Consider the following 14,081-nt stretch of genomic DNA (forward strand, 5'->3'; position numbering starts at 1 on the left):
GTTGACCATAAAGTCAGGAACTCGCACGAAACGAATTATGCTTTTGTATACAAATAAAGCAAATAATGTTTTTTTATTTGTGTTCGATGTTTTGGGAGTGCGCACTATTGTGGCGAGCGGGCTTGCCCGCGTTGGGGTGCGAAGCGGCCCTCAAACCGGTACTCGCGGTGTATCTGGCAGATCGCGACGGCAGGTTTTACGACTGCTGCGCAGCCGAGCGCGGGCAAGCCCGCTCGCCACAGGTGGTGGTGTTCAAGGGGCGGGAGGGGGTGTCAGGTGGGGCGGTTTTCTCCCAGCGCCAGGTTCACCGCCAGCCAGCCTTCGACGGCGGCTTCTCCAGCCTGGGCAAAGGCCTTCTGCAACAATTTGACCTGCTCACGGCGCAACGACCCCTCCAACTGTTCACCCTCCGCCGTCAGGCGCAGCAGGCGCTTGCGCTTGTCGGTCGCGGACGCAAGGCTGCTCACCAGATCCATTTCGCTCAACTGGCGCAACGGCATGTTCAACGCCTGCTTGCTGACGCCGAGCAAGGCCAGCAACTCCTTGACGCTCACGTCCGGATAACGGGCGATAAAAAACACGATGCGCTGGTGCACCCGGCTCAAGCCCCGACGCTCGAGCATTTCGTCGGCCTTGGCGGTGAACGCCTGGTAACCGAAGAAGAAGGCTTGCATGGCGTCTTGCTGGGCATTCGAATTTTTAAGGTCAAGCATATTGACGTATTGGCTCGCGGCGGCGTAATTTCGGTCAAGCAGTTTGACGTATTTTTCGCCCACTTGGATAGCGGTGACCCCATGGCCTTCTCCGAACGTGTTACGCGCCTCAAAAGCTCCCTGATTCGTGAAATCCTTGCTGCCGCCCAGCGTCCCGAGGTGATGTCGTTCGCCGGCGGGCTGCCGGCCGAAGCGATGCTGCCGGTATTGGCGTGGGAGGGGATGCCGGTCGCCATGGGACAATACGGCATGAGTGAGGGCGAGCCGGCCTTACGTGAAGCACTGGCCGCCGAGGCGCGGACGCGAGGGATCGACTGCCAGGCCAGCCAGGTACTGGTGGTCAGCGGCTCGCAGCAGGCCCTGGATCTGGCGGCCAAGCTGTATATCGACCAGGGCAGCGAAATCCTCCTCGAAGCTCCGACCTATCTGGCGGCCTTGCAGATTTTCCAGCTATTCGGTGCTGATTGCCTGAGCATTCCCCAGGAACATGACGGGCCTGATCTTCTGCAGTTGCGTGCCCGTCTGGAAAAACACAGCCCGGCTTTTATCTACCTGATCCCGACCTTCCAGAACCCGTCCGCGGTTTGCTACAGCGAAGCCAAGCGCGCCGCCGTGGCGGCATTGCTTGATGAGTTCGGGGTGACCTTGATCGAAGACGAACCCTATCGCGAGCTCAGTTACGATGGCGTTGACGCGGTACCGATTGCCGGCCGTTTGCGGCGTGCCAGCTGGATCTACAGCGGCACGGTGTCCAAGACCCTGGCCCCCGGCTTGCGGGTCGGCTACCTGATTGCCAGCCCGGATCTGTTCCCCCATCTGCTCAAGCTCAAGCAATCGGCGGACCTGCACACCAACCGCATCGGCCAATGGCAGGCGTTGCAGTGGATCGGTACGGAAAAATATCGCCAGCACCTGGGGCAACTCCGGGACTTTTACCGAGTCCGACGGGATGCTTTTCAACAGGCATTGGCGCGGCACTTCGGCGACCTGGCCGATTGGCAGGTGCCCCAGGGCGGGCTGTTCTTCTGGTTGACCCTCAAGCAACCGCTGGACACCCGGACCTTGCTCGCCGAGGCGTTGAGCCAGGATGTGGCGTTTATGCCCGGCGAACCTTTTTTTGCCGAACCGGAGTGTAATCCGGGTAATCTTCGCCTTAATTTCAGTCATATCGCACCGGAGCGCCTGGACGAAGGTCTCAAGCGCCTGGCTGCTGTCATCCGTCACGCACAGGTCGCACAAGCGGCTTAAGGGGAGGGCCATGTACAAGGTTTATGGCGATTACCAGTCGGGCAATTGCTACAAGATCAAGCTGATGTTGCACCTGCTGGGGCAGGAGTATCGCTGGCACCCGGTGGACATCCTCAAAGGTGATACCGAGACCCCGGAATTCCTGGCGAAGAACCCCAACGGCAAGGTGCCGGTACTGGAACTGGAAGACGGCACCTGCCTGTGGGAGTCCAATGCGATTCTCAACTTCCTGGCCGACGGCAGCGAATTCCTGCCCACCGAGCCGCGTTTGCGCACCCAGGTGCTGCAATGGCAGTTCTTCGAGCAATACAGCCATGAACCCTATATCGCGGTGGCGCGGTTTATCGAGTTCTACCTGGGCTTGCCGGAGGAGCGTCGCGAGGAATACCTCAAGCTGCAGAAGCGCGGGCACAAGGCGTTGAAGGTGATGGAGAAGCAGCTTCAGCAAACCCCGTACCTGGTGGGCGAGCATTATTCGATCGCCGACATCGCGTTGTATGCCTACACCCATGTCGCCCATGAGGGTGGCTTCGACCTGAGCGTCTACCCGGGTATCCAGGCCTGGTTGCAGCGGGTGGCCAGCCATCCGAAGCATGTCGGTATGCTCGATTGATCAGCAAACCGGCAAAGACTTAAACCGGCCTCAGGGCCGGTTTATTTTTGTCTGTGCGAGTACTTCTGGCGCTGCTGGGGTCCTATCGGAAACTGGCTTTCTTATCCACTGAACGGGGTTTCGTCGATGAAATATCCACTCATAGCGTGTTTGACTCTCAGCTTGCTGGGCCTGGCCACGGGCGCACAGGCGGCCGATGGCTGCGATGCCAGCCAGGCGGCGATGAATGAATGTGCGGGCAAGGCATTCAAGCAGGCCGATAACGACCTGAACACCTACTACAAGACCCAGATGGACTACCTGAAGACCCCGGCCAGCAAGGACGCGCTCAAGGATGCCCAGCGCAAGTGGCTGGTCTTCCGTGACGCCGATTGCCTGTATCGCAATGGCAAACCGGCGGACGGCGGGACGATCTGGCCGCTGCTCGATCTGCAGTGCAAGACTGAACTGACCCAGCAGCGTGCGGCGCAGTTGAAGGCTTATACCGAATGTCGCGATGAAACCAATTTTTGCCGCCGGTGATGGCGACGGGCTTCAGGCTGCGGCAAAGCGCTTCTGCAGATAATCGATGATCACCTTGGATTCGTACATCCAGGTGGTCTGGCCGTTTTCTTCGATACGCAGGCACGGCACCTTGATCTTGCCGCCTTGCTCAAGCAGGGTCTGGCGATCCTGTTCGTTGTTCTTCGCGTCGCGCAGTGCCACCGGCACGTTGAGGCGGCGCAGGGTGCGGCGGGTCTTCACGCAGAACGGGCAGGCGTGGAACTGATACAGGGTCAGGTCCTTGGCGGCGGCATCGACCTTGGCCTGGTCCGGCGTGGAGCGTTTTTGCTTGCCGGGGCGGGTGAGGAAATCGATGAAGATGATGAGTTGGCCCAGGCCGACTCGAAGTGCTTTGACGAACACGGGATAGCCTCGCGGGCGGTAGATGACGGGACGCAGCTTACCTGATTTTCCCCGTACGAAAAAAAACCGGCGATGAACGCCGGTTTTTTCATGTCACCGATGCTTATTTGATCAACGCCAGGAATTCGCTGCGGGTCGCGGCGTTTTCGCGGAACTCGCCCAGCATCACCGAGGTGATCATCGACGAATTCTGTTTCTCCACACCGCGCATCATCATGCACATGTGCTTGGCTTCGATCACCACCGCGACACCCAGGGCACCGGTCACCTGCTGGACCGCGTCGGCGATCTGGCGGCTGAGGTTTTCCTGGATCTGCAGGCGTCGGGCGTACATGTCGACAATGCGCGCGACCTTGGACAGGCCCAGCACCTTGCCGCTCGGAATGTAGGCCACATGGGCCTTGCCGATAAAGGGCAGCAGGTGGTGTTCGCACAACGAGTAGAGCTCGATGTCCTTGACCAGCACCATTTCGCTGTTGTCAGAGCTGAACAAGGCACCGTTGGTGACTTCTTCCAGGGTCTGTTCGTAACCGCGGCAAAGGTACTGCATGGCTTTGGCGGCGCGCTTGGGCGTGTCGAGCAGACCCTCGCGGGAGACGTCCTCGCCGAGTTGGCCGAGGATCGCGGTGTAATTCTGTTCCAGGGACATGAAGCTACCTGTGGGAGTTTACGCAAAGAACAAGGATACGGCGGCTGGCAGCCGCCTGCAAATTCGATGACAGTTCGGTTACTCGTCGCGACCTTCCATCATGGTCCGTTTGAGCATCACATACACCGCGCCCGCGCCGCCATGCTTCGGCTGGCAGGAGGTGAAACCGAGGACCTGGGCGTGTTGGCGCAGCCAGGTGTTGACGTGGCTCTTGATCATCGGACGCTTGCCATCCAGGCGTACTGCCTTGCCATGGGTGACACGCACGCAGCGAATCTCGAACCTGGTCGCCTCGGCGAGAAACGCCCAGAGGGTTTCCCGGGCTTTTTCCACACTCATGCCGTGCAGGTCGAGGCTGCCTTCGAACGGGATCTGGCCGATCTTGAGCTTGCGCATCTGGCTTTCCTGGACCCCGTCGCGAGCCCAGTGCAGGTCGTCTTCGGGACCTACGTCGATGACGAACTGGTCCGACAGACCGTCCACCGCGGTGTCCTGCACCCGTACCGTGGCCGCCTGGCGCAGCTTGGCCAGTTGCGCGCGGTCGGACTTGGGCTTGCCGGTGTCGGCACGGTCATGCTTGATCGGCTTGACGCCACGGATCTCGCTTTTGAACAGGGAAAAATCGTCGTCTTGCATGTCAGCCTCCGCAGGGCCCGGCAGTTTACCCAAGTCCCCCGGTTGTCGTCACAGTCGATTGCGCGCAGGTGCTTGATCAGTCGTGCTTTTTCATCAAGTGGGGGGCGATGTCCAGCCCTTGGCCACGGCGCATCCGACGACGGCTGCGGCGCCACAACCAGACCCCGAACCAGAGCGTCAGCACGCCCACGCCCAGGACCACCGCCGAACCGCCCGGCGTGGCATTCAAATCCCCCAGGGCCGGTGCATGGCCGAGCAGGCTGGCCGCACCGGCCATGACCAGCAACACCCCGAAGGTTGCCAACAGCGCCGCAATCGCCGCGCTCAAACGCGAGCCCCAGGTGCTTCGGCCTCGTGGCCGCAAGCGGCGAGCGTCAAAACCATCGGATATCTTCATTCCGATTTCCTCTATGAGTATCGGCCCTTCGACCGGGAGATGGTCGGCTTGTTCCTGATGTGTCCGGGAAATCGGAAAATGAGACGCAATTGATCGCGTTAATGGATGGGCGGTCGCCAGGGCCGCCCATCGACGGCGTCAGCCGATCAGGTGCTGGGTCAGGGCGAGGGTGGCGAAGTTGTCCGCCATGATCGCCATCTCGGTGCGCTGGACCTGGGCGGCGCTGATGATTTCATCTTTGTAGGGCAGGTCGCGGGTCGCGCAGGCATCTTCCACCAGGGTGCAGCGAAAGCCCAGGTTCTTGGCCGCGCGCACCGTGGTGCTGACGCTGGAGTGACTCATGAAGCCGCAGACGATCAGGTCCAGGGAGCCGAGCTCCTGCAGGTGTTTCTCAAGGCCGGTGCCGTGAAAGGCGCTGGGCAGCAGCTTGCCGATCAGGGTTTCGTCACCCTGGGGTTCCAGCCCGGGAATGAACTCGCCGCGTTCGCCCTGGGGGTCGAACAGACCGCCGACGGTGCCCAGGTGGCGGATGTGCACGATGGGCCTTCCGGCCTGGCGGGCGGCGGCAACCAATTGCTTGATATTGTCGACGGCAGCGTCCATGCCGGACAGGGCAAGCGGGCCGCTGAGATATTCTTTCTGGGCGTCGATGATCAACAGGCTGGCATGGCTCAGATTGGCGGCAGCATAACCACGGCCGCTGAGTTGAAACATCGTCTTTGGAACGGACATTCGGGGCTCCTTTGAGTGGGGCTTTTACCGCATTCTCCTCCGGCTGAGCGCGTATGTGAATCGCAACCCGTGCAGGCGGCGTCGTTATTGGGCTGTAGCCGTGTCAAGGATTGTTTGTCGGGGCCCGAAATGCTGGGCAGTGATGTCTTTTTGCCTTATTTTCACCCGGTGCCGGTTTGACTGTTAGAATCGCCCGTCGTTTTTTCAGGAGCCTTCCCCCGTGATCAATTCCCGCCTGCGCACGCTGCGCGACCATATTCGTTGGGCTGTCAGTCGCTTTCATGGCGCGGATCTGTTTTTCGGTCATGGCACCGACAATGCCTGGGACGAGGCGCGTCAGTTGGTGCTGGGGGCCTTGCACCTGCCTTGGGAAATCGCCGACAGCTACCTCGACTGCCGCCTGGAAGACGACGAGCTGAGCCGCTTGCAGCATTTGCTCAAGCGCCGCATCGAAGACCGCGTGCCCACCGCCTACCTGCTGGGTGAGGCCTGGTTCTGTGGCATGTCGTTTATCGTCGATGAGCGGGTACTGATTCCGCGCTCGCCGATTGGCGAATTGATTGAAGGCCACTTCGCTCCCTGGCTGGCGAATGAGCCGGCGCGGATCCTCGATCTGTGCACCGGCTCCGGCTGTATCGGGATCGCCTGTGCCTATGAGTTCCAGCAGGCTGAAGTGGTATTGGCCGACCTGTCTTTCGAAGCATTGGAAGTGGCCAACCAGAATATCGAGCGTCATGGTGTCGATGAGCGGGTGTTCACGGTCCAGGGCGATGGTTTCGACGGTCTGCCCGGCCAGCGTTTCGACCTGATCGTCTCCAATCCTCCTTATGTGGATGCCGAGGACTTTGCCGACATGCCGGAGGAATACCAGCACGAACCCGAACTGGGCCTGGCCTGCGGTGACGACGGCCTGAACCTGGTACGGCGGATGCTGGCCGAGGCGGCGGACCATCTGACCGAGAAGGGCTTGCTGATTGTCGAAGTCGGCAACAGCCAGGTGCATGTCGAGGCGTTGTACCCCGAGGTGGACTTCGCCTGGCTGGACTTCGAGCGCGGCGGTCACGGCGTGTTCATGCTCACGGCCGAGCAGTGCCGGGTGCATCAGGCGTCGTTTGTCGCGAAGATCTGAAGGCAAACACCAGGGGCTTGCGTTGCGCGCTGGCGGTACGGGCACATTCCGACGAGTGAACCGTTTAAGTCGCCAGCCCCACCCGGCAAGGTGGGCAAGATGCAGGTCCTCGGTCGATTATCTGTAAAGCCCGCCATAGAGAGGCGTGCAGCGACTTTTTCAGATAAATAAATCTCCCTTTTTTCGCCAATTCCGGTATAGTGCGCGCCGGCCTTTAACCGGGCCGCGTTTAGGTAATGCAATTTCCCGAAGTCAGCTTCGGCTGCTGTCCGCCATGCGGACTATCCTTGACGATTCCTTCATTCAATCGTTTTCGCAAATCCCCGCCGACAAAGCTGCCAGGGTGACTCTCAGAGTCTTACAAGGCATGCGCAGCTTTGGAGCATGGGTCTTTGCGGATGCACTTAGAGGCAGACCCATGACCCAGGAAATCGGCGGCTTCGCCGCTTTTAATCTTAATCCGAATATTCTTGCAGCCGTCATCGCGACTGGCTACGAAGAGCCTTCGGCTATCCAGCAGCAATCGATCCCGATCATCATGGCCGGCCACGACATGATTGGCCAGGCGCAAACCGGTACGGGTAAAACCGCTGCGTTCGCCCTGCCGATCCTGCATCGCATCGATCCTGCTAAGCGCGAACCGCAAGCCCTGATCCTGGCGCCAACCCGTGAGTTGGCGTTGCAAGTAGCAACCGCTTTCGAAACCTACGCCAAGCAAATGCCGGGCGTTACCGTTGTGGCCGTTTACGGCGGCGCGCCCATGGGCCCGCAACTGAAAGCAATCCGTAATGGCGCACAGATCGTTGTCGCCACGCCGGGCCGTCTGTGCGACCACCTGCGTCGTGACGAAAAAGTCCTCGCCACCGTGAACCACCTGGTTCTCGATGAAGCGGACGAAATGCTCAAGCTCGGCTTCATGGATGACCTGGAAGTCATCTTCAAGGCCTTGCCGGCAACCCGTCAGACCGTTTTGTTCTCGGCAACCCTGCCGCAGTCGATCCGTGCCATTGCCGAGCGCCATCTGCGCGAGCCACAGCACGTCAAGATCCAGACCAAGACCCAGACCGTTACCGCGATCGAACAGGCTCACCTGTTGGTTCACGCCGACCAGAAGACCTCGGCTGTGCTGAGCCTGCTGGAAGTCGAGGATTTCGACGCACTGATCATGTTCGTGCGCACCAAGCAAGCGACCCTGGACCTGGCCAGTGCCCTGGAAGCCAAAGGCTATAAAGCTGCTGCGCTGAACGGTGACATCGCCCAGAACCAGCGTGAGCGCGTCATCGACTCCCTCAAGGATGGCCGTCTGGACATCGTTGTAGCGACCGACGTTGCTGCTCGTGGCCTGGACGTTCCGCGCATCACTCACGTGTTCAACGTCGACATGCCGTACGATCCTGAGTCCTACGTTCACCGTATCGGCCGTACTGGCCGTGCCGGTCGCGAAGGTCGTGCCTTGTTGCTGGTGACGCCTCGTGAGCGCCGCATGCTGCAGGTGATCGAGCGTGTAACCGGTCAGAAAGTTGCCGAAGTCCGCCTGCCGGACGCCCAGGCTGTTCTCGATGCGCGCATCAAGAAACTGACCAACAGCCTGTCGCCGCTGGTTGCTGATGCTGAATCGACCCATGGTGACCTGCTGGATCGCCTGACCGCCGATATCGGTTGCAGCCCGCGTGCCCTGGCCGCGGCCCTGCTGCGCAAGGCCACCAATGGCCAGGCGCTGACCCTGGCGGCGATCGAGAAAGAGCGTCCGCTGGTGCCGAACAATGCGCCACGTGGCGATCGTCCGGAGCGTTCCGGTGACCGTCCTGAGCGTAGCGATCGTGAGCGTCGTGCACCGGTGCCATTGGCTGAAGGTCGTGCCCGCTGCCGTACCGCGCTGGGTGCGCGTGACGGTATCGCCGCCAAGAACCTGCTGGGTGCCATCCTCAACGAAGGTGGCCTGGCCCGTGAAGCGATCGGTCGCATCCAGGTGCGTGACAGCTTCAGCCTGGTGGAACTGCCGGAAGATGGTCTGGAGCGTCTGCTGACCAAGCTGAAGGACACTCGTGTGGCTGGCAAGCAGCTCAAGCTGCGTCGCTACCGCGAAGATTGATCAACCCCCGGGTTGATTGATCGATAAAAAATCCCCGCCTGGTGCGGGGATTTTTTTTGCCTGTCGAACGCCTTCCCTGTAGGAGCGAGCTTGCTCGCGATGGTCGCCAACGATAACGCGAGGCTATCTGACACTCCGCGGTGCCTGGGCGTTTATCGCGAGCAAGCTCGCTCCTACAGGAGGGGGCGTGGGTGATATTAGGACATCAGGCGAAGCGGTAGATGTCCATGCCCAGCGCGCCCAGGGTGAAGCCCTGGTGAGCGAGGCTCATCTGGCCGCCGGCGCCACGGGCGAAATACAACGGAAGCAGGTGCTCGTCACTCGGGTGGCTGCGCACGGCGTAGGGCGCCTGCTTGCGGTAGTCGTGGAGGGCGGCTTCGTCATCGGCGGCGAGTTTGTCCACCATCCAGTCGCGAAAGGCCTTGGCCCAAGGCTCGATGCTGTTGGGGCCGGCATGCCAATCCAGTTCGCCGAGGTTATGGGTGATGCTGCCGGAGCCGATCAGCAGGATGTCCCGTTCCCGCAGGCCGGCGAGGACCTGCCCGATGCGGGTCTGCAAGGCCGGGCCCATGCGGCTTGGCAAGGACACCTGGACCACCGGGATATCGGCTTGCGGGTACATCAGCGACAGCGGTACCCAGACACCATGGTCGAATGGGCGCTGCTCGTCGAGGCGCGCGGTCAGGCCGTCGGCCTCGAGCAGGGCGACAATCTCGGCGGCCAGCTTCGGTTCGCCGGGCGCCGGGTATTGCACGGCGAACAGTTCCCGTGGGAAACCACCGAAGTCGTGCCAGGTTTCCGGCTGCGGGTTGCTGCTGACCCGCAGGTCCTGGCTTTCCCAATGGGCCGAGACGATGACGATGGCCTTCGGTCGCGGCAGTTCGGCCGCCAGACGGGCCAGGGCCGGGCCGCTGGCGCCGGGATCCAGGGCCAGCATGGGCGAGCCGTGGGAGATGAACAGGCTGGGGAGCATAATGAAAGTCCTGAGCGTCAAGTTATGATGACGCCATCTTCAATCAGATCATTGATCTAAATCTAATATAAGTTTTAGTGCTTTTTGATCGAATTTTCAGGGTGAACCTATGCAACCGGAATTTTGGCACAAGCGTTGGGAACACAACCAGATCGGCTTTCACCTGGAGCAGGTCAATCCCCATTTGCAGCGTTTCTGGCCCGATCTTGCGCTGCCGGTAGACGCCCGGGTGCTGGTGCCCCTGTGTGGCAAGAGCCTCGATCTGGCGTGGCTGGCGGCGCAAGGCCTGCGGGTCCTGGGCGTGGAGTTGTCGGAGAAGGCCGTGGAGGCGTTTTTTGCCGAGCAGCAGCTCAAGCCGCTGATACGTCAGCAAGGCGCGTTCATGATCTACGAGGCCGGTCCGCTGGAGCTGTGGTGTGGGGATTTCTTCGCCCTGGCGGCCGCAGACGTTGCCGACTGCGCAGGGTTGTATGACCGGGCGGCCTTGATCGCCCTGCCGCCGCCGATGCGCGAGCAGTACACGGCGCATTTGAGTCGGATACTACCGCTCGGTACCCAGGGACTGCTGATCACCCTCGATTACGACCAGGCCCAGCTCGACGGGCCGCCGTTCGCCGTGCTTGACGGTGAGGTCCGGCGCTTGCTGGAGCCGCTGTGGCAGCTTCAGATGGAGGAGGAGCAGGATGTGCTCGGCGAGAGCTGGAAGTTCCTCCAGGCCGGTGTCACGCGCCTCGATGAGCGGGTTTATCGACTGGAGAAGATCCTGTAGCGTGCAAAAAAAAGGGCAACTTTCGTTGCCCTCTTTGTCACTGGGTTGTGAGGTCTATCAGCCACGTCGACGCAGGGCTTCGATACGCTCTTCCAGCGGTGGGTGGCTCATGAACATCTTCGCCAGGCCCTGTTTCAGGCCGCCGTTGATGCCAAAGGCATTCAGGGTGTCCGGCATATGCACCGGCAGGCCCTGTTCGGAGCGCAGGCGTTGCAGGGCGCCGATCATGGCGGCGGTACCGGCCAGGCTGGCGCCGGCTTCGTCGGCACGGAATTCGCGCTTGCGCGAGAACCACATGACGATGGCACTGGCCAGGAAGCCCAGGACCAGTTCGGCGAAGATGGTCGCCACGTAGTAGGCGATGCCCTGGCCTTCTTCATTCTTGAAGATGACCTTGTCGACGAAGTTGCCGATGATTCGCGCGAAGAACATCACGAAGGTGTTCACCACGCCTTGTACCAGTGCCAGGGTAACCATGTCGCCATTGGCCACGTGGCCGATCTCGTGGGCCAGCACGGCCTTCACTTCATCGGGCGAGAATCGCTCCAGCAGACCTTGGCTGACCGCGACCAGGGCGTCGTTCTTGTTCCAGCCGGTGGCGAAGGCGTTCGCCTCGTAGGCCGGGAAGATACCCACTTCGGGCATCTTGATGCCGGCGTCGCGGGACAGTTGCTCGACGGTTTGCAGCAGCCATTGCTCATGGCGGGTACGAGGTTGGGTGATGAGCTGGGTGCCGGTGCTCATCTTCGCCATCCACTTGGAGATGAACAGCGAGAACAGGGAGCCCGCGAAACCAAAGACCGCACAGAAGACCAGCAGCTGATTGAGGTTGAGATCAACCCCGTTGGCCGCCATGAACCCGTTGAAGCCGAAAAGGCTCAGGGTGATGCTGGCAATCAGCACGACCGCCAGGTTAGTGGCCAAGAACAGCAGGATGCGCATCATGGTTGAAAGTTTCTCCTCAGCTAAAGATGTAGCGTCATGCGGGGTATATAAGGTGCTGCTCCGAGCGATTCAACCAGGTGACTATTTCAAACTGTGTCCTACAGCTTGATTCTAGTCGCTTGCCAGTCATTTCCTAATGAAGAACCTGGATTTCCGAGGCATCGCAATGCGGCAAGCCCCTTTGAAACCGGGGTATGCGCTCGCAGCAAGAGGGGTTCCCTGGTCGGCGGCATGCTGACGCAAAGACATACAAAAAGAAATGGGGGGAAAGCGCTTTCCTGCGACTCGCGGATGAGTCGCAGGAAGTTGTAGGAAATTACTGGCGGTAGGTTTTCAGGAACGAGCCGATGCGCCCGATGGCCTGTTCCAGGTCATCCACCCGTGGCAGGGTGACGACGCGGAAGTGATCGGGCCATGGCCAGTTGAACGCGGTGCCCTGGACCACCAGGAGCTTTTCCGAGATCAGCAGGTCGAGGACGAACTTCTCGTCGTTGAGGATCGGGCAGACTTTCGGGTCGATCCGCGGGAAGGCGTAGAGCGCACCCATGGGCTTCACGCAGCTGACACCGGGAATGTCGTTGAGCAACTCCCAGGTGCGGTTGCGCTGTTCCAGCAGGCGACCTTGCGGCAGCACCAGGTCGTTGATGCTCTGGTAGCCGCCCAGGGCGGTCTGGATGGCGTGCTGGGCCGGCACGTTGGCGCACAGGCGCATGTTGGCCAGGATGTCGATGCCTTCGATGTAGCTCTGGGCGTTCTGCTTGGGGCCAGAGATCGCTACCCAGCCGGAACGGAAACCCGCGACCCGGTAGGACTTGGACAGGCCGTTGAAGGTCAGGCACAACAGGTCCGGCGCCAGCGAGGCGGTGCAGACGTGGATGGCGTCGTCGTAGAGGATCTTGTCGTAGATCTCGTCGGAAAAGACCACGAGGTTGTGCTGGCGCGCCAGCTCCAGCATGCCCAGCAGGACTTCCTTCGAATACACCGAACCGGTCGGATTGTTCGGGTTGATGATCACCATGGCCTTGGTATTGGGGGTGATCTTGGCCTTGATGTCGGCCAGGTCCGGCCACCAGTTGGCCTGCTCGTCGCACAGGTAGTGCACCGGGCTACCGCCGGCCAGGGCCACCGCGGCGGTCCACAGCGGGTAGTCCGGCGCCGGGATCAGCACTTCGTCGCCATTGTTGAGCAGGGCCTGCATGGACATCACGATCAGTTCGGAGACGCCATTACCCAGGTAGATGTCTTCGATGCCGACACCTTCGACCTGCTTCTGCTGGTAGTACTGCATGACCGCCTTGCGGGCGCTGTACAGGCCCTTGGAGTCACTGTAGCCCTGTGCGGTCGGCAGGTTGCGGATCACGTCCAGGAGGATTTCGTCCGGGGCTTCAAAACCGAAGGGCGCCGGGTTGCCGATGTTCAGCTTGAGGATGCGGTGGCCTTCCTCTTCCAGGCGTTTGGCGTGCTTGAGCACTGGGCCGCGAATGTCGTAGCAGACGTTGGCGAGCTTGTTCGATTTGCTGACCTGCATGGCGATGTGATCCTGAAAATGGACGATCCAGACGGTCTCGTCGAGGCCGCTATGGCAATACTGCGTTTTCACCTCGTCCCATGGTCCCCGGCCGCCGGCTTGGAAAATCCGTTTGAATGCGTCGGACGCGGGTGCCAGACTGGCGTTTGACGAGGCGCAATCATACGTGCCGCCCGATCCGTGGAAAAGGTACAGATCGGGGTTTTTCAGCCGCCGAGGTATAACGATGGAAAAGTTGGAAAAGACCCTGGAAGAATGGCGTGCCATGCTCGACCCGGAGCAGTACAACGTGTGCCGGCTCAAAGGCACAGAACGGCCGTTTTCGGGCAAATACAATGGCACCAAAACCGACGGGGTCTATCATTGCATCTGCTGCAATGAGCCGCTGTTCGATTCCCGTGCCAAGTTCGACTCCGGCTGCGGCTGGCCGAGCTTTTACCAGCCCATCGGCGACAGCGCGATGGTCGAGATCCGCGATGTCAGCCACGGCATGATCCGCACCGAAGTGGTCTGCGGCAAATGCGACGCGCACCTGGGTCACGTCTTTCCCGACGGCCCGCCGCCGACCGGTTTGCGCTACTGCATCAACTCCGTGTGCCTGGATCTGGTGCCCCGCGACTGATCACGGTTCTGCGCGCTGTCCCGCAATTCCGGGGCCGCGCGAAGGCCGGCTGGGGGGGGGCTGTGTGGTCGCAACTTATAGGCGGCCATCAATTCGGGCAATTGAATTGTGTGCAATTCAATTGCCCGC

Annotated in this window: 16 protein-coding genes; 7 read left to right on the forward strand and 9 right to left on the reverse strand. The window is 60.8% G+C overall.

Features of this window, described 5'->3' with window-relative positions:
• Window positions 1–272: 272 nt before the first annotated feature.
• The gene (locus tag HX866_RS23325; RefSeq protein ID WP_177125752.1) at window positions 273–713 is read right to left on the reverse strand and encodes a MarR family winged helix-turn-helix transcriptional regulator; all 441 of its coding nucleotides are present in this window, start codon (window positions 711–713) and stop codon (window positions 273–275) included.
• A gap of 81 nt (window positions 714–794) precedes the next feature.
• Between HX866_RS23325 and HX866_RS23330 the strand changes: the two genes are divergently transcribed.
• The 3 genes from HX866_RS23330 to HX866_RS23340 all read left to right on the forward strand — a co-directional run bounded on the left by HX866_RS23330 (window position 795) and on the right by HX866_RS23340 (window position 3,096).
• A complete protein-coding gene (locus HX866_RS23330) occupies window positions 795–1,961 on the forward strand; it encodes an aminotransferase-like domain-containing protein (RefSeq protein ID WP_177125751.1) in 1,167 nt (388 codons plus the stop codon).
• A 10-nt stretch (window positions 1,962–1,971) separates the two neighbouring features.
• Window positions 1,972–2,574 (forward strand): glutathione S-transferase family protein, encoded by a 603-nt coding sequence (locus tag HX866_RS23335; protein ID WP_177094940.1) that lies wholly within the window; start codon window positions 1,972–1,974, stop codon window positions 2,572–2,574.
• A gap of 126 nt (window positions 2,575–2,700) precedes the next feature.
• Window positions 2,701–3,096: a lysozyme inhibitor LprI family protein gene (locus HX866_RS23340; protein WP_177140479.1), complete on the forward strand. Its 396-nt coding sequence runs from the start codon at window positions 2,701–2,703 to the stop codon at window positions 3,094–3,096.
• A 12-nt stretch (window positions 3,097–3,108) separates the two neighbouring features.
• Here the strand turns inward: HX866_RS23340 and HX866_RS23345 are convergent, their stop codons facing one another.
• The 5 genes from HX866_RS23345 to HX866_RS23365 form a co-directional block, all read right to left on the reverse strand.
• Window positions 3,109–3,480, reverse strand: coding sequence for a glutathione S-transferase N-terminal domain-containing protein (locus HX866_RS23345; RefSeq protein ID WP_177105584.1), 372 nt, complete (start codon window positions 3,478–3,480; stop codon window positions 3,109–3,111).
• A 103-nt stretch (window positions 3,481–3,583) separates the two neighbouring features.
• A complete protein-coding gene (gene folE, locus HX866_RS23350) occupies window positions 3,584–4,129 on the reverse strand; it encodes a GTP cyclohydrolase I FolE (RefSeq protein ID WP_017129709.1) in 546 nt (181 codons plus the stop codon).
• 78 nt (window positions 4,130–4,207) lie between these two features.
• Window positions 4,208–4,765 carry a Smr/MutS family protein gene (locus HX866_RS23355; RefSeq protein ID WP_100940620.1) on the reverse strand — a complete coding sequence of 186 codons (558 nt, stop codon included), beginning with the start codon at window positions 4,763–4,765 and terminating at the stop codon, window positions 4,208–4,210.
• Between the two features lie 76 nt (window positions 4,766–4,841).
• On the reverse strand, window positions 4,842–5,162 hold the full coding sequence (locus HX866_RS23360; protein ID WP_177125749.1) for a hypothetical protein: 321 nt from the start codon (window positions 5,160–5,162) through the stop codon (window positions 4,842–4,844).
• Window positions 5,163–5,300: 138 nt separating this feature from the next.
• Complete coding sequence (locus tag HX866_RS23365; protein WP_177094948.1) at window positions 5,301–5,894, reverse strand: cysteine hydrolase family protein; 594 nt, start codon at window positions 5,892–5,894, stop codon at window positions 5,301–5,303.
• Window positions 5,895–6,114: 220 nt separating this feature from the next.
• On the opposite strand from HX866_RS23365, the gene prmB reads away from it, so the two are divergent.
• Both prmB and HX866_RS23375 read left to right on the forward strand, forming a co-directional pair.
• Window positions 6,115–7,023 carry a 50S ribosomal protein L3 N(5)-glutamine methyltransferase gene (prmB, locus tag HX866_RS23370; protein ID WP_177140480.1) on the forward strand — a complete coding sequence of 303 codons (909 nt, stop codon included), beginning with the start codon at window positions 6,115–6,117 and terminating at the stop codon, window positions 7,021–7,023.
• 418 nt (window positions 7,024–7,441) lie between these two features.
• A complete protein-coding gene (locus HX866_RS23375) occupies window positions 7,442–9,115 on the forward strand; it encodes a DEAD/DEAH box helicase (RefSeq protein ID WP_177094952.1) in 1,674 nt (557 codons plus the stop codon).
• Between the two features lie 205 nt (window positions 9,116–9,320).
• On the opposite strand, the gene HX866_RS23380 is transcribed toward HX866_RS23375, so the two are convergent.
• Window positions 9,321–10,088, reverse strand: coding sequence for a DODA-type extradiol aromatic ring-opening family dioxygenase (locus HX866_RS23380; RefSeq protein ID WP_177094954.1), 768 nt, complete (start codon window positions 10,086–10,088; stop codon window positions 9,321–9,323).
• 109 nt (window positions 10,089–10,197) lie between these two features.
• Between HX866_RS23380 and HX866_RS23385 the strand changes: the two genes are divergently transcribed.
• The gene (locus HX866_RS23385; RefSeq protein ID WP_177094956.1) at window positions 10,198–10,857 is read left to right on the forward strand and encodes a thiopurine S-methyltransferase; all 660 of its coding nucleotides are present in this window, start codon (window positions 10,198–10,200) and stop codon (window positions 10,855–10,857) included.
• 57 nt (window positions 10,858–10,914) lie between these two features.
• Here the strand turns inward: HX866_RS23385 and htpX are convergent, their stop codons facing one another.
• Both htpX and HX866_RS23395 read right to left on the reverse strand, forming a co-directional pair.
• Window positions 10,915–11,802: a protease HtpX gene (htpX, locus tag HX866_RS23390; RefSeq protein ID WP_100940613.1), complete on the reverse strand. Its 888-nt coding sequence runs from the start codon at window positions 11,800–11,802 to the stop codon at window positions 10,915–10,917.
• 316 nt (window positions 11,803–12,118) lie between these two features.
• Window positions 12,119–13,330 carry a pyridoxal phosphate-dependent aminotransferase gene (locus HX866_RS23395; RefSeq protein WP_177095326.1) on the reverse strand — a complete coding sequence of 404 codons (1,212 nt, stop codon included), beginning with the start codon at window positions 13,328–13,330 and terminating at the stop codon, window positions 12,119–12,121.
• Between the two features lie 226 nt (window positions 13,331–13,556).
• Here HX866_RS23395 and msrB point away from each other — a divergent pair, with 226 nt between their 5' ends.
• Window positions 13,557–13,952 (forward strand): peptide-methionine (R)-S-oxide reductase MsrB, encoded by a 396-nt coding sequence (gene msrB / locus HX866_RS23400; RefSeq protein WP_177094958.1) that lies wholly within the window; start codon window positions 13,557–13,559, stop codon window positions 13,950–13,952.
• Window positions 13,953–14,081: the final 129 nt, after the last annotated feature.

Origin of the sequence: Pseudomonas gingeri, from assembly GCF_013386165.1 — a bacterium.
Lineage (GTDB): Bacteria > Pseudomonadota > Gammaproteobacteria > Pseudomonadales > Pseudomonadaceae > Aquipseudomonas > Aquipseudomonas gingeri_C.